This window comes from Hymenobacter aerophilus DSM 13606 (genome assembly GCF_000382225.1).
GTDB lineage: Bacteria > Bacteroidota > Bacteroidia > Cytophagales > Hymenobacteraceae > Hymenobacter > Hymenobacter aerophilus.
Genome location: NZ_KB907802.1, coordinates 40,400 through 56,022, shown reverse-complemented (window position 1 = coordinate 56,022; position 15,623 = coordinate 40,400). Strand labels below are relative to the sequence as shown.

Here is a 15,623-nt window from a genome sequence, read left to right as displayed (position 1 = left end):
ACGGACTATATGAGTGAGACGGCAAAGATACGGCCTGCCGCTCAGCGCAGCAGCCGCGACAGGCGCGGCAGCTGGCGGTTCTGGCGCCGAACAACTTTTTCGAGCAGCTTCTGGCAGCGACGGTTGATAACCAGTTCTTCGGCCGTTACGGGCGTCAGCTGCAGAGCCGCCTGCAGCACCTGCCGGGCGCGGGTGTACTGGCTGCGGTTGAGGTACACCCGCGCCAGGTCGTAGGCTACTTCGATGCGCTGCGGCTCCAGCTCGTAGGCCCGGCGCAGAGCCTCGATGGCCAGCAACGTGCTGCCGCCCGCCGGTACGCCCCCCAGAAACAGCCGGCTGTACAGGCGCTCGGGCAGGCTATAGTGGTCGACGCGGTAGTGCCAGCGGCCCAGCTGCTGCCAGGCCTCGGCCCAGTCGGGGCGCATTTCGGTGGCCTGGTACACGTGGGGGCGCATTTCGCGGTAGGCCAGCAGGCGGCTGCGCAACGGCCGTAGCGGCGCCTCGGCGGCCAGCACCTGGGCGGCGGCGTAATGACCCTCGGCGCCCTCGGGGCACACCACCAGGGCGCGGTTGGCGTAGAGGCGGGCAGCGGCGTAGTAGGCAAACCGGCGGCTTTCGTCGGTGTAGCGGTTGCCGACGCGCACACTCAGCACGGCCGCCCGCCACAGGGCTTCGTAGGTGGCCGGCGCCTGGGCCAGCACCCGCTCGTAGCGGCCCAGCGCTTCCGATTCGCGGTAGTTTTTCAGCAGCTCCGCGGCTTCGGCCAGTTGGGCCTGCCCGGCGGCGCTGGCCGGCGGTGCCCCGCAGGGCGGCGCCAACACGGCCGCAGCCGCCACTTTTTCGGCAGCGCCCCGCTTGCTTCGGATCTGGGCCTGCGCCGCGGCAGGCGCCAGCAGCCCGGCCCCGTTCAGGAGCAGGCCCAGCACAGCACAGCGAATCAGCGGCAGTCGAAAAATCAGCATAGGTACGTAACGGCCCGGCGGCCAGCATCTGCCCGACTAACGCAAAGTTGCGCAATACGGCCCAAACGCGCGGTCGGCCAAAAGCCGCAGGCGGAAGCTGCGCCCGGTCTGGGGCGGCCTTCTCCTGCGGCTTCTGGCCGACTTCTGCCGAGCTTGCTGCCTAAAAAAACTTCAGCTGCGACTTGGGCGTTTTGAGCACCGCCCGGGCCTGGGCCACCTCATCGGCCGAGATGTTGAACTCGTCGGTGCGGTCGGGCAGCGGCTCGTGGGGCGCGTTGGGGTCGGTGGTGGCAGCGGCGGGCGTGGCAGCCGGAGCGGGCTTTTTCTTGGCCGATTTGCGCTCGGGCTCGGGGCCTTCGTCGGTGAGCAGCGTTAGGGCGTGCAGCTTGTAGTAGTTGAGCTTGTTGCCCAGCGCCTTCCAGCCTTTCACGTCGATGAACTCGTGGAGGCGGATTTTCTCGGTTTCCTTGTCGGCCTTCTTGTCGCGCTGCAGCTTGATTTCCACTTCCGGCTCGGGATGAGCCGTAACGGCGAGCAGCTTAGTGCCTTTGGTTTCGGGCAGGAAGGAGAAGCGCTTGTCGAGGGTGCTGGTTTCAATCTGGAACCGCTTGACGTAGTGCGTTTTCGACTCGCCCTCCAGGTACACCGCGCTCAGCACGGTACCGGCGTCGAACTTGCGCAGCAGCAGCAGGTTGGCCATATCAAACTGCAACGCCAGGTCGGGCGACTGCACGTCGTAGCTGCCATCCTTGAACACGCGCAGCAGCGTGTGCTCGGTGTCGAAGGCGCCCAGGTAGCGGCCGTGGCCGGCGTGGTTGAGGCGGCCCACCACGCTGTCAAAGAACATTTCGCGCCCGCCCAGCGTCGAGTCGCCCAGCGCTTTCTGGGTTATTTTCTTGATGGGCTGCTTGGTGACGATGTTGCCCATCGAGCCCTTGCCCTTGATGGCCAAGTCGGCAAAGTCGAAGTCGAACTGCTTAACGCGCGCCACCGCCTTATCGGCCAACTGCACGGCCACCAGCTCCGACTCGGAGTTGGGGTTGGCGGTCAGGTAGAGCGTTTTGGTGCCCTTGGTGCCCTTGGTCAGGTCGTAGGTTTTGTCGCGGGTGATGCCCGAAACCAGGAAGCGCTTGGCGAAGCTGATGCCCGAGGCACCGTCCTGATAAATCATGTTGTACACCAGCCGGTCGTCGTTCTTGTTGTACACGCCGGCGTGCAGAATGTCTTTGCCGACGAAGGTTTTCTCGGCGATGCGCGTGACCATGAACGTGCCGTCGCGACGGATGGCGATGATGTCGTCGAGGTCGGAGCAGTCGGTGACGGCCACGGCTTTCTCGTCCTTTTTGAGGCCGTAGCCCACGAAACCGTCGGCGTAGTTCACGTAGAGCTTCTGGTTGGCCACGGCTACTTTCTGGGCCGTTACCACCGAGAAAGTGCGCAGCTGGGTGCGCCGCTCGCGGCCGGCGCCATACTTTTTCAGCAGGCCCTCGAAGTAGCCGATGGCGTAGCGCGTGAGGTTGGCCAGGTGGTCGGCCACTTCGGCCAGTTCGGCTTCCAAGCGGGCAATCAGCTCATCGGCCTTGAAGCCGTCGAACTTGCTGATGCGCTTGATGCGGATTTCAGTCAGCCGCGTCAGGTCGTCCTCGCTGATGGCGCGGGAAAGCAGAATGCGCGTGTCGTTGGCCTTTTCCTTCTCGCCGGCTACCCGCGTGAATTTCTTCAGGCCGCCTTCAATCGTGAGCAGGATTTCGTCCCAGGTTTCGCACTCCTCGATTTTGCGGTAGATGCGGTTTTCGATGAAAATCTTCTCCAGCGAAGCCGAGTGCCACTTTTCGCCCAGCTCGTCCTGCCGGATTTCCAGCTCGCGCTCCAGCAGCCGCACCGTTTTCTGGGTGCTCAGCCGCAGCATATCCTCCACGGCCACGAAGCGCGGCTTATCCTCAATAATAACGCAGGTGTTGGGCGAGATGCTGATTTCGCAGTCGGTGAAGGCGTAGAGCGCGTCCATGGTCAGGTCGGGGCTCACGCCGGTCGGCAGGTGCACCTGCACCTCCACCTCGGCGGCCGTGTTGTCGACCACCTTCTTAATCTTGATTTTGTTGGCTTCCGAGGCCTTCACGATGCTTTCCATGAGCGCCGTGGTGGTGGTGCCGTACGGAATGTCGCGGATGACGAGCATGGTTTTGTCGGCCTTCTCGATGGTGGCCCGCAGCCGGATTTTGCCGCCCCGCTGCCCGCTCTGGTAGTTGCTGATGTCGGCCAGCCCGCCAGTCGAGAAATCCGGGAACAGCTCGAAACTCTTGCCCTTGAGCACCGCCACGCTGGCCTGGCACAGCTCGCGGAAGTTGTGGGGCATAATTTTGGTGCTCAAGCCCACGGCAATGCCTTCCACGCCCTGGGCCAGTAGCAGCGGGAACTTCACGGGTAGCGTGGTGGGCTCGCGCTTGCGGCCGTCGTAGCTCATCTGCCACTCCGTAATGTCGGGGTTGAACACCACGTCGAGGGCGAACTTGCTCAGGCGGGCCTCGATGTAGCGGGGCGCGGCGGCCGAGTCGCCGGTGCGGATGTCGCCCCAATTGCCCTGAGTTTCAATCAGCAAATCCTTCTGGCCCAGGTTCACCATGGCGTCGCCGATGCTGGCGTCGCCGTGGGGGTGGTACTGCATGGTCTGGCCGATGACGTTGGCTACCTTGTTGAAGCGGCCGTCGTCCATCTCCTTCATGGCGTGCAGAATGCGGCGCTGCACGGGCTTGAGGCCGTCTTCGATGGCGGGCACGGCGCGCTCCAGAATCACGTAGGAGGCGTAGTCCAGAAACCAGTTCTGGTACATGCCGCGCACCGTGGCCACGTCGTGAATGGTTTCGCCGGGCGCAAACTTGGCTTCCTCCTCTTCCTGCCCCGACAGCTCCTCGTCGGGAATAGCTTCGGCCTCAATAATAGCCTCCACATCGGCGCCGGACTCGGCTAAAACTTCCTCGGTATCGGCCACTGCGGTGGCGTCGGCGCCGCCCAGCTCCACCGAGTCGCCGGCGGCGTAGCGCGGCTCGTCGGCGTTGGTTTCGGAGTTCATCGGGGCAGCCTGGGGGTTCAGTTCTTCGGACATACGGGGTGCGGCCCGGGGCCGCGCTTATTTGTTCTTGTACCACTCTCCCGGCCAACGTGGCAGCGGGAGGATTCTACGCTTACTCTCTTACAAACCTAGTTTACCGGCAACGGCCTGAAAGCTGCTCATATAACTACAGTTCAACTCCCGTAGCTCAGCAAGTAAGGCCTCCTTTTGAAAGTCGTTTTTGTTACGGGAAACAAACAGGTGTTCAGCCGGACCCAACCCAGCCAAGCCTTGGCGAACTGTTGCGTAAACCAAGGCGTCCTGAGCGGTCAGCGAATGTTGCTGTTGAGCCCGCGGCGCGGCCTGCAACACTTCGGCCGTTAATGGGATGATATGCGCTAGTTGCGTAAGCCGGGAAGCGAGGCCAAACAAGGCGGAGGTTTGCGTGGCAGTTCGGGAAATCAACAACTCCCGCAGGGCAGTGCTAAGCTGCTTGATTTCGGCGTCGACAGCCCCTTGCTCCCGAAGATGCTGCTTTATTTCCTTCTGCAGAAAATCTTCGGCCCGCTGGCGTTCCTGCCGACGGTAACCCAGCGTTTGGAATACCTCAGTCAGGCAATACGTGGGAACTGCCAGCATAATTTCCCGAGCTTCAGCGGCACCGATAATTTTCTCGCAGGCAGTAGCCTCCTCCTGTCGAAAAGCCAGCTCCAGGATGAAGTTAGATTCTACGAATACGTACCTCATTCAAGCAGCCTGCTGAATATCGCCATGAAAAATAACCTCGTGCAGTCCAGAGTTTACCAACCACTGCTGAGCCGGATCGGCCAGCAACTCCTCGGCCGGAGTAAATTGGCTGAACATCAGCCAAGAATACACCACCGACACCAGTTGTTGCCCATCTAGTTGCTGCAAGGGGAATTTCTCCGTATCCAGTTGCTCTCGTAGCACAGAAGAAGAATCGGCCCACACCATAGTACTTCCGCCGGATGGGTCGCCGGGCAGGAAAAGCGCCATCCGCTCCGGTGTAACCAGCAGGAAGTAGCAATCGAACCGCCCAAACTGCTGCCGGATTTCACTAGGCCAGTGTTCTGAGTCGGTACTATTGGTGACTGGCTGCCGCACCTTCACCTCAACTAGCAGCCGGGGCTCCTGACTGGCAGAATATACGATGATATCGGGTTGGGGAAACAGGCCTGTCATGGCAGATGAAATTAAGTACGGTATTGAAATTTACGCCAAATCCTCCTCGGCCACCTCCGCTACGGGGAGCACGTCGGAGGTAATCAGGTCTTTTTCGAGGCGCAGGTTGTCGATGATGAATTCCTGGCGAGCGGGCGTGTTCTTGCCCATGTAGTAAGTCAGAATCTGCTGCACCGAGCGCTCAGCCTGCAAAATCACGGGCTCCAGCTTGATGTTTTCACCAATGAACTTGCCGAACTCGTCGGGGCTGATTTCGCCCAGGCCCTTGAAGCGCGTGACTTCGGGGTTGCGGCCGAGCTGGCGCATGGCGGCCTGCTTTTCGGCTTCGTTGTAGCAGTAAATGGTCGTTTTCTTGTTGCGCACCCGGAACAGCGGCGTTTCGAGAATATACACGTGGCCGTTACGCACCAAATCGGGAAAGAACTGCAGGAAGAACGTGAGCAGCAGCAGCCGGATGTGCATGCCGTCCACGTCGGCGTCGGTGGCAATCACCACGCGGTTGTAGCGCAGGTTCTCGATGCCTTCCTCGATGTTGAGCGCGTGCTGAAGCAGGTTCAGCTCCTCGTTTTCGTACACGATTTTCTTCTTCAGCCCGAAGCAGTTCAGCGGCTTGCCGCGCAGGCTGAATACGGCCTCGGTCTGCACGTTGCGGCTTTTGGTGATGGAGCCCGAGGCCGAGTCGCCCTCCGTGATGAACAGCGTGGTCTGGTCCTCCTCGTCGTGCTTGCCCTCGCCGAAGTGGAAGCGGCAGTCGCGGAGCTTGCGGTTGTGCAGGTTGGCCTTTTTGGCGCGCTGGTTGGCCAGCTTCTTCACCCCGGCCATGTCCTTACGCTCCCGCTCGCTCTGCTCGATGCGCTTTTGCAGGGCCTCCTTCACGGCCGGATTCCGGTGCAGGTAGTTGTCGAGATGCTCCTTCACGAAATCGACGATGAAGTTGCGCACCGTCGGCCCATCGGGGCCCATGTTGAGCGAGCCGAGCTTGGTTTTGGTCTGGCTCTCGAACACCGGCTCCTGTACCCGTACCGAAATGGCGCCAATCACCGAAGCCCGGATGTCGGCCGCGTCGTAGTCCTTCTTATAGAACTCGCGCAGCGTTTTCACGATGGCCTCGCGGAACGCCGCCAGGTGGGTGCCGCCCTGGGTGGTGTACTGGCCATTCACGAAGCTGTAATACTCCTCGCCGTAGTCGTTGCCGTGGGTCAGGGCCAGCTCAATATCCTCCCCTTTCAGGTGAATGATGGGGTAGCGAAGCGTTTCGGGGTCGGCCTTGCGCGACAGCAAATCGAGCAAACCGTGCTCGGAGTAATACTTCTGGCCGTTAAAGTGGATGGTGAGGCCGGCGTTGAGATAAACGTAGTTCCAGATTTGATTTTCGAGGTACTCGGGGTAGAACCGGTAGTTCTTGAAAATCGAGTCGTCGGGCTGGAACACCATCAGCGTACCGTTGCGCTGGCTGGTTTTCTGGGGCTTGGGGTCGCTCGTCAGCATGCCCTGCGAGAACTCGGCCGACTTCATCAGCCCGTCGCGCACACTCTGCACCAGAAAGTAATTGCTGAGCGCATTAACCGCTTTGGTGCCCACCCCGTTTAAGCCCACAGACTTCTGGAACACCTTGCTGTCGTACTTGCCGCCCGTATTTATCTTGCTCACCACGTCCACGACTTTGCCCAGCGGAATGCCCCGGCCGTAGTCGCGCACCTGCACTTTGTCCTCCGAAATCTTGATTTCGATGGTGCGGCCGTGGCCCATCACGTGCTCGTCGATAGAGTTGTCAATCACTTCCTTCACCAGCACGTAGATGCCGTCATCGTAAGCTGAGCCGTCGCCGAGCTTGCCGATGTACATGCCCGGCCGCAGCCGGATATGCTCGCGCCAGTCGAGCGAGCGGATGCTGTCTTCGGTGTAGCCGTGGGTGGCCACGGAAATCTGTTCTTCAGCCATGCCGGAGGGTTGCCAGTCAAAAGTTGAGGTAAAATAACGCAGAAAACTGACCTTTTCCGCGTTTCCTTTCGCTAGTAAAGTTAGCAAAAGCTCGCCGCATTTCCCAACCGCCGGCGTAACCAGCCCGATTTTCATCTTCCGAATCTACACTAACGCCTTGCCGCCCGACTTTCTCTCTCCCAATAATTTTAGTAAAATGAATTCTCCTTTAAGCCCGCACCGTTTGCCTACTACCACGCCCCAGCCGCCACCGATAGTCCGGCAGGTGTCGAGCGTGAAGTTTGCGTTCTTCCTGCTCGCGGCCGTGCTGCTGGTCTACACCCTGCAAAAGCTCGACGATATTCTGCTGCCGCTGCTGTTTGGGGCCCTGTTTTCGCTGCTGCTGCTGCCCATCTGCCAGTGGCTCGAAAACCATAAGGTGCCCCGCATTCTGGCCATCATCCTGTGTTTGCTGCTGGTGCTGGCCCTTTTTGCGGGCCTGATTGTGGCCTTCGGCACCCAGCTGGCCCAGTTCCAGGACGAGCTACCCAAGCTGCAGGACAAGCTGCTGGAGTTTTTCCGCGACGGCCAGCAGTGGGCGCAACGCAAGTTCGGCTACCAGCCCATGAGCCTCGACGATTTGAAAGAATCCACGATGAAGGCCCTCAAGAAGTCGGGCGGCACCTACCTGGGCACCACGCTGAACACCACCACGGCCGTGCTCAGCAACCTGGCCCAGGTGCTGATTTACATCTTCTGCCTGCTGCTCTACCGCGACCACCTGCGCCAGTTCATGTTCCGGTTTGTAGCGCCCGACAAGCGCACCGAGGTGCTGCACACCGTCGATAACATCCAGACGGTGGTGCAGGCCTACATTTCGGGTCTTCTGAAGGTGATTGTGATTGTGGCAGTGCTCAACGGCATCGGGCTGCTGGTGCTGGGGGTGAAATTTGCCATCTTCTTCGCCATTTTCGCCTCGGTGCTGGCCGTGATTCCCTACATCGGCATCCTGATTGGCGCCACCATTCCGGCCATTGTCACGCTGGTCGAAACCGGCTCGCCGCTGCAGGCCGCGCTGGTTATCGGCGTATTTGTGTTCGTGCAGTTTCTGGAGGGCAACTTTATCACGCCCATGATTACCGGCTCGCAGGTGAGCATCAATCCGCTGGCCGCCATTCTGGCCCTGATACTGGGCAACGAGCTCTGGGGCACGCCGGGCATGATTCTGAGCATCCCGCTGATGGCCGTTATCAAGGTGGTGCTCGACGCCAACAAGGTAACCGAGCCCTGGGGCTTTCTGCTGGGCGACACGGCCGACGGCGACGACTCGCTTAAACCCGAATCGGCCGAGCCGGGCGGCTTAAAGCGGCTCTGGAACCAGATGCTGGGCCGCGGCACGGCGTAGGGCCGCACTAGGCCCGTGGCCGGCGTAACCACAATTTTGCACGTAACCCGGCATCGGCCCCCGGCAGTATAAGGACGCAGTTGCCGCCGCTAGGTGCGGCGCCTATCTTCTACTCTTAACTTCCCAACTCATGGCTACTATCACCGGCGAAACCGCCCGCGCATACAACGACCTCGTAGAACTCAACAAAACGGCCGCCAAAGGCTACCAGGAAGCGGCCGAAGGCGTCAGCAGTGCCGATTTGAAAGCCAAGCTGAGCCAGTTCAGCCAGCAGCGCGCCCAGTTCGCTTCCGAGCTGAGCCAGCACGCCCAGCAGTTCGGCATCAGCCCCGAGCAGGAAGGCACCGTGGAAGGCGCCCTGACGGACGCCGCCGCTGCCGTGCACCGCGGCTGGATCAACCTTAAGTCGGCTATTACGGGCCAGAACGACTCGGCCATTCTGGGCGAGTGCGAAACCGGCGACGCCACGGCTTTGAAAGGCTACGAAACGGCCCTGCAGTCGAACGAGTTGCCGGCCGAAGCCCGCAACGTGATTCAGAAGCAGCACAGCGAAATTCTGTCGACCAAAAACTGGATTACCGAGCACAAAATGTAATCTGTTAGCTGCCAGCTTTCAGTTTTGAACAGGAGCCCGCCATCTGGTGGGCTCCTTTTTTTGTGGCATCCTGGCTTACAGAACCGAAATCCGGTGCCGGCCGACAGCCTTTGTACTGGCTGCAACCTTCCGGGCGGGTATCTTTGTTACCAATCTGCTTAGCCAATTTAGCCCTGCCGGGTATTTATCAGAACGAGAGCTATCAGCTACCAGCTAATAGCTAACAGCTAAAAGAAGCCGTTGTACGCCATCATCGACCTTGAAACCACCGGGGGCCAGCCGGCCCAGGACCGCATCACCGAAATTGCCATCTACATTCATGATGGCGAGAAAGTGGTGGATGAGTTCAGCTCACTCATCAACCCCGGCCGGGCCATTCCGTTCTTTATCACCCAGCTCACCGGCATTACCGACGATATGGTGCGCGACGCGCCCAAGTTCCACGAGGTGGCCCGCAAGGTGGTGGAGATGACCGAGGGCTGCGTGTTTGTGGCCCACAACGTGCGCTTCGACTACTCGTTTCTGAAGAAGGAGTTCGGTGATTTAGGCTACACCTACTCGCGCAAAACGCTGTGTACGGTGCGCCTGAGCCGCTCGCTGATGCCCGGCCAGCCCAGCTACAGCTTGGGTAAGCTGTGCCAGAACATCGGCATTCCGCTGAACGGCCGCCACCGCGCCGCCGGCGACGCGGCTGCTACGGCCATTTTGTTCGGGCGGCTGCTCAACATCAGCCAGGAGCAGGAAGCGCCGGCCGCGGCCCGGGGCCTGAGCCCGGCCGACGCGCTGGCCGTGGTGGATGCCCAGGCGCCGGCGGGCCGCAAGCCGGGCGCTACGGCTGCTTCGGCAGCCATCAAAGCGCCCTCGCCCCGCAAGATGAAGGCGGTGCAGGAAGCCATTAAAACGGCGCTGCTGCCGCCCAACATTACGCCCGCGCACGTGGCCGCTTTGCCCCAGGAGGCGGGCGTGTACTACTTTCACAACGAGGCGGGCGAGGTGATTTACGTGGGCAAGAGCATCAACATATACAAGCGCATTCAGCAGCACTTTGCCGTCGATTACAAGTCGCGCAAGAGCATCGAGTTCAAGAACTCGATTTCGGAAATCACCTGGGAGCTGACCGGCTCGGAGCTGGTGGCGCTGCTCTACGAATCGCACGAAATCAAGCGGCTGAAGCCGCTTTACAACCGCCAGCAGCGGCGCTCAGTTTTTCCGGCGGGCATCTTTCTGCGCACCGACGACAAGGGCTACAAGCACCTCTACTACGGCCGCGCCGACGACCACGCCGAGTCGCACCCGCTCATTGCGCTGGGCAACCAGTTCAAGGCCAAGGGTTTTCTGTTTCACAAGGTATCCAAGTTCAACCTGTGCCAGAAGCTGTGCGACCTGTACAAAACGCCGGGCGCCTGCTTCGATTACCAAGTGCACCGCTGCCAGGGCGCCTGCCTGGGCCTGGAGCCGGCCGAGGAGTACAACAAGCGCGTGGAGGCCGCCATCGAGTCGTTTACCTACGAGCACGGCTCGTTTGTGGTGATTGGGGCCGGCCGCCGCGCCGACGAGAAGAGCCTGGTAGTGGTGGAAAACGGCCGCTACCTGGGTTTCGGCTACGTCGATGAAACATTTGCGGCCTGCCGCTTCGAGGACTTCCGCGACGCCATCACGCGCTACAACGACAACAAGGACGTGCAGCAGATTATCCGCCAGTACCTGCGCACCAAGCACAAGGACCAGGTGAAGGTATTCGGCTAGCTGTTTTCAGCCAGCGGCCGGCCCCTGCTGCTGGCGCAGCCAGTTTACGGCCTTGGTTTCGTCGTTGAAGCGGCGCATGTGGTAGCCCTGGGCGGGGCCCTGCTGCTCGGCCTGCTGAAAGGCCAGCTCGTTGTCGGTCTGGGCCTGATAGGTGGGCGAAAGCAGCTGGCTCATGTACACCGTCTGGCCCAGGGCGGCGCCCAGCTGCGGAAAAAACTCCTGCAGGCCCCAACGCGTGGTAGCGGGCTCGGCCGGCGGGCGGCGGCGCACATCCAGCAGCCAGAACGGGCAGTTACACTCGCGGGCCGCCGCCAGAATCAGCCGGTAGCCGGCGCGGGTTTCAGCATCGGAAACGGGCCGCAGCCAACGGGTTACCAGAAAGTTGAGGTCGGAGCGGAATTGCAGGCTCAGGTAATCGGGGGCGGCAAATGTGCGCATCGGCGGGGAGAATAACGGCAAATGTACCACCTGCCCGGCAGCCACTCAATAGGCCGGGCAGCATATTGAGCCCAGGCGGGTGGGCGGCGCCTCGTGCGCCCACTCAGCAAAGTGCGCCTATCTTTGTTCTTGAGTTGCCCTACTGTTTAGCTTCCGCATGCCTGCCGATACCCCCACCATTTCCATCACCTACCGTTCCGACCTCAACCTACTAATTGCCCGCTGGCTGCGCGATGTATCGCAAAGCGAGCTGCAGCAAGGCTACACTCAGGTACTGCAAGTCGCCATTGAGCACCAGGTAAGCGGCTGGCTGGTTGATTCGCGGCGCCGCTCGCAGTCGAGCGCCGAGATGGTGGAATGGCTGGCCCAGGAGTACCTGCCCGAGCTCAGCCCGGCCCTCAACGACCGTCCCGTGTATCTGGCCTGCCTCGTTGCCGCCACCTGGCAGCCCGGCACGGCCCCCGCTACGCCGCTGGCCGTGCTGGCCCAGTCTTCGGCCCTGGCTGCCCAAAAAGGCTACAAAGTACAGCTGTTCAGCGACGAGGGTGCCGCTACCAACTGGCTGCAGGAAGGTAAGTAGGCCGCCAAAGGCCTGGTAAAGGGCAATATGCTTTTTCGGATGATGGCCTTTAGATAAGCGCAAAGCCCCTGAAGTCAGCACGGACTCAGGGGCTTGGCGCTTAACTGGTTGCGGGCCGGCCGGCTAATACAGCCGGTGGCGCAGCAGCCAGCCCGGGCCGTCGAACTCCCGGGCCTGGGGCTGGTAGGCTTTGGTTTTGAATTTGCCCACGCGGATGGTATTGCCGTCGCCGCTGTCGAAGATGGTGAGGCGGCTGCCGGAACGCCTGGTGGGGGCGGGCGTGGCCTCAATCAAATCCTGGCCCGCGCCGTCGTAGATGTCGAGGCGGATGCGGCCGGTGGGCTGGCCGCGCAGCTCGAAGGCATCGTTGCCGCCCAGCCCAAACAGCTTGATGGAGCGGGTTTCGGCGGCCACAAACGTACGCTGGTGCAGCAGCGTATCGCCTTTGGGCGAGTGGCGCAGCAGCTGCACCCGCACTGCGTCGGGCCCCGCGGCTTCCACTACAAACCGCTCCTTTTCGTCGGTGCCGGGCAGCTCCACGTCGCGGGCCAGCAGCTGGTAGAACTTGTCGGCCACCTGGGGCAGCTGCTCGCGGCGGGCGCGCAGCTTGCGCGTGAACTCGGCCTGGCTCAGCTCGCGCACTTCGGGCGGCCACACGGCCAGGGCGCGGGCAATTACGCCATCCGAGAGCGTGCCGCGCAGCGAGTCGGCCACCTGCCGGAAGTCGTCGCGGGTCAGGTAGGCCAGCAGCGACTTGTCCATGGGCCGGGCGGCGCGGTTGAGGCCCTCCACATCAGCCAGCCGGATTCGCTCGTGGAAGCTCTGGTAGTTGGTTTTCACCCAGCCGATAATGTGGGTGAGCAGGCCGTCATCAAACTTGAAAAAAGCGTGGTCCCGGTCGCGCGGAATGGCCTGGTAGGTGGTGCCGCCGCCGGGCTTCGGGAAGCTGGCCCAGCGCCACTGGTCCTCGCGCCGGCTCCAGTCGCCGAGCCACATATCGAACAGGCGGTTGCGCAGGTACTGGCGGGCATCTACCTGAAAGCGGGAGCTGGCCAGCAGATTGGTAAAAGCTTTGCGCGAGCTTTCCACCCGGGCCGAGCGGCCAAAACTTTCCACCGACGTCTGGTCGCCGTCGGGCCGCTCCTCGAACAAATACAGCGCGTAGCCGAACCCCTCGCGGAACTCGCCCAGGGCCGGGTCGTCGGCCACGTACACGAGGCGCGGGTTGGTGTGGTAGAGGCCGGCGGCGCGGGCCAGCGGGGCGGCAATGTAGGCGCCGTAGGGGTGAATGACGCTGGTCTGGTCCTTCATGATGCGGCCGATGGCGCCCTCGCGCAGGCCCGCGGGCAGGGCTTTGGTGGCATCCTTATCCACCGAGCGCAGCACGTACTCGCGGCCCTCCTGGTCAACGAGGCGCAGGTTCTTGGTCTGGAACGAGCCGCCCTCCTTCACGGGCGTAAGGCCGCCCGGCACGGCCGTGCGCAGGTTGAACACCGGCACGCGCACCGGCAGCTTCCACAGGTCGCGGTAGTGGGTTCCCCAGAAGAAGCGGTGCACTGCGCCCCGGTCGTACTGGGCGCCGGCGGCCACCACTACCGTCGAGTCGGGGCCGATGACGGGACGGGCCGCCGTAGTGGGCGGCTGGGCGCGGGCCGAGCAGGAGAGCAGCAGCCCGCTGCCCAGGCCAGCCAGCAGCGCGGCCGAAGAAAAGGAGAAAGACACGATATAGCAGAAGCAGAGCCGGAGAACTGTCGCCACCAGGCGGGCCGGCAGCCCTTATACCGCAAACCCTACCCCGGCGGTTGTGTATGGGAGACATGAGAAGTGAGAGGGGAAAAGGGGAGGCATGAGCCCGGTGTCATTCAGAGCGCAGCGAAGAATCTCGCTAGGTTTCATTCAGGCGTCATGGCAACATCAGCACGCGAGATTCTTCGCTGCGCTCTGAATGACACCGGGCTCATATCTCACTTCTCATATCTCACTTCTCAACTGCGAAGCCCGCGTTGCGTTGAAGGAACCTAGCCGCGAATTTTCCGCCCTGCATGAACTACCGTTACGCTCTGCCCTTTCTGCTTTTCAGCTCCCTGGCCTGCAGCCGCAAGCCCTTTTTCCAGCCCGATGCCCGCCTGAAGTACACCACGCCCCTGACCGCCGGCGCCGACAGCGCGCTGGTAACGGCCGGCCGCCATTACCAGCGCGGGCCGCTGGGCCGCTGGGTGCTGGGTGCGCACTACCGCCGGGCCTGGGCCGAGCCCGTAACGCTGCCCATCCTAAAACCCGAAACACTGGTGCCGGGTGGGCTGGAATTCGTGAAGATGGGTGGCGGCTTCCAGACCACCAGCCTGACGATGGCCGACTCGGCGGGCCGCAGCTACGCGGTGCGCACCATCGATAAAAACCCCGAAAAAACGCTGCCCAAGTTCCTGCGGCCCACCTTCGTGTACGGGGCCGTGCGCGACGCCACCTCGGCGGCCATGCCCTACGGAGCCTTCGTGGTGCCGCCGCTGGCCGAGGCCGCCGGCGTGCCCCACGCCAGCCCCCGCCCCTACTACGTGCGCCCCAACGAAACCAGTCTGGGGCCCGCCTCCGAGCGGTTTCAGGGCCGGGTGGTGCTGGTTGAGCGCAAGTATGAGGGCAAGGAAAACATCGACGGGCCGGTGGCCGGGGCCGTGGACCTCGACGAGTCGGACGACGTGCTGCCCGAGCGCTACGACAGCCAGCGCGACCAGCTCGACGGCGCGGCCTTCGTGCGCGCCCGCCTGCTCGATATCTGGCTCGGCGACTGGGACCGGCATGAGGGCCAGTGGAGCTGGGCGGCCTACGCCCAGCCGGGCGGCCGGCGGCTCTGGAAACCCGTTCCGCAGGACCGCGACCAGGTTTTTTTCCGGTTTGATGATGGCTGGGCTTCGTGGCTGATAAGCAAGCTGGTGGGCAAATTCCGCACCTTCGGGCCCCGCTACGAAAGCATTGCCGGCTACACCCGCAACGGCCGCTTCATCGACAGCCGCGCCCTGCCCACGGTGCCCCGCACCACCTACCTGGCAGCGGCCCACGCGCTGCAGCAGCGCCTCACCGACGAAGTAATAACGCGCGCCGTGCGCCAGGGCCTGCCGCCCGCGGTGTACGCCTACGAAGGCCCGCGCATGATACGCGCCCTGCAGGCCCGCCGCGCCCAGCTGCCCCAGGTGGCCGAAACCTACTACCGGCTGCAGGCCGAAGAAGTGCTGGTAGCCGGCACCGATGACAAGGAGCGGTTCGTAGTGGAACGCCTCAACGACACGGCCACCGTGGTATCGGTGTATTCGTTGGAAAAAGTACCCCGCGGCCAGGCCCAGGGCGAGTTATTGTACCAGCGCCGCTTCGACCCGCGCGAAACCAAGCGGGTGCGCCTGCACGGCCTGGAGGGAAAAGACGAGTTTCTGGTATCGGGCAACGTGCGCCGCTCGCCCTTCATCGACATCTACGGCGGCCCCCACGAAGACCTTGTGCGCGACTCCTCCCGTGTGGCCGGCCTGCGCAAGCGCACCCGCTTCTTCGACACGGCCCGCAACAACGAGTTCTTTCCCGGCTCCGAAACCAAAGACAAACGGGCCCACAACGTCCTCTCCCACGCCTTCGACCGTGACGGTTCAGGAAGGTAGCGGTGAGTTGGTGAAATGGTGAGTTGGTGAAATGGTGAATTTACTGTTCAAAAATCCTGACGGCACACATGGCGTAATCAGGAC

General features: G+C 62.3%; 12 protein-coding genes. 5 read left to right on the top strand and 7 right to left on the bottom strand.

Going from position 1 to position 15,623, the window contains the following annotated elements; genetic code table 11:
• Window positions 1-41: 41 nt before the first annotated feature.
• The 5 genes from H145_RS0102985 to H145_RS0102965 form a co-directional block, all read right to left on the bottom strand.
• Complete coding sequence (locus H145_RS0102985; protein ID WP_019946654.1) at window positions 42-962, bottom strand: tetratricopeptide repeat protein; 921 nt, start codon at window positions 960-962, stop codon at window positions 42-44.
• Window positions 963-1,122: 160 nt separating this feature from the next.
• Entirely contained in the window at window positions 1,123-4,065 is a 2,943-nt protein-coding gene (locus H145_RS0102980) for a DNA gyrase/topoisomerase IV subunit A (protein WP_262489207.1), read from the bottom strand.
• Window positions 4,066-4,152: 87 nt separating this feature from the next.
• On the bottom strand, window positions 4,153-4,758 hold the full coding sequence (locus tag H145_RS0102975) for a PIN domain-containing protein (protein ID WP_019946652.1): 606 nt from the start codon (window positions 4,756-4,758) through the stop codon (window positions 4,153-4,155).
• Window positions 4,759-5,214, bottom strand: a complete 456-nt coding sequence (locus tag H145_RS0102970; RefSeq protein WP_019946651.1) for a hypothetical protein — start codon at window positions 5,212-5,214, stop codon at window positions 4,759-4,761. It lies immediately after the preceding gene.
• Window positions 5,215-5,244: 30 nt separating this feature from the next.
• Entirely contained in the window at window positions 5,245-7,155 is a 1,911-nt protein-coding gene (locus H145_RS0102965) for a DNA topoisomerase IV subunit B (RefSeq protein WP_019946650.1), read from the bottom strand.
• A gap of 196 nt (window positions 7,156-7,351) precedes the next feature.
• Here H145_RS0102965 and H145_RS0102960 point away from each other — a divergent pair, with 196 nt between their 5' ends.
• The 3 genes from H145_RS0102960 to H145_RS0102950 all read left to right on the top strand — a co-directional run bounded on the left by H145_RS0102960 (window position 7,352) and on the right by H145_RS0102950 (window position 10,880).
• Entirely contained in the window at window positions 7,352-8,539 is a 1,188-nt protein-coding gene (locus H145_RS0102960; RefSeq protein ID WP_157541062.1) for an AI-2E family transporter, read from the top strand.
• Between the two features lie 130 nt (window positions 8,540-8,669).
• A complete protein-coding gene (locus tag H145_RS19690; protein WP_019946648.1) occupies window positions 8,670-9,134 on the top strand; it encodes a ferritin-like domain-containing protein in 465 nt (154 codons plus the stop codon).
• A gap of 240 nt (window positions 9,135-9,374) precedes the next feature.
• Window positions 9,375-10,880 (top strand): exonuclease domain-containing protein, encoded by a 1,506-nt coding sequence (locus tag H145_RS0102950; RefSeq protein WP_019946647.1) that lies wholly within the window; start codon window positions 9,375-9,377, stop codon window positions 10,878-10,880.
• Window positions 10,881-10,886: 6 nt separating this feature from the next.
• Here H145_RS0102950 and H145_RS0102945 read toward each other — a convergent pair whose 3' ends face one another.
• Entirely contained in the window at window positions 10,887-11,318 is a 432-nt protein-coding gene (locus tag H145_RS0102945; protein ID WP_019946646.1) for a hypothetical protein, read from the bottom strand.
• A 157-nt stretch (window positions 11,319-11,475) separates the two neighbouring features.
• Here H145_RS0102945 and H145_RS0102940 point away from each other — a divergent pair, with 157 nt between their 5' ends.
• Window positions 11,476-11,898, top strand: a complete 423-nt coding sequence (locus H145_RS0102940; RefSeq protein ID WP_019946645.1) for a hypothetical protein — start codon at window positions 11,476-11,478, stop codon at window positions 11,896-11,898.
• 123 nt (window positions 11,899-12,021) lie between these two features.
• On the opposite strand, the gene H145_RS19685 is transcribed toward H145_RS0102940, so the two are convergent.
• Complete coding sequence (locus tag H145_RS19685; RefSeq protein ID WP_019946644.1) at window positions 12,022-13,620, bottom strand: hypothetical protein; 1,599 nt, start codon at window positions 13,618-13,620, stop codon at window positions 12,022-12,024.
• Window positions 13,621-13,940: 320 nt separating this feature from the next.
• Between H145_RS19685 and H145_RS0102930 the strand changes: the two genes are divergently transcribed.
• On the top strand, window positions 13,941-15,539 hold the full coding sequence (locus H145_RS0102930; protein ID WP_019946643.1) for a hypothetical protein: 1,599 nt from the start codon (window positions 13,941-13,943) through the stop codon (window positions 15,537-15,539).
• Window positions 15,540-15,623: the final 84 nt, after the last annotated feature.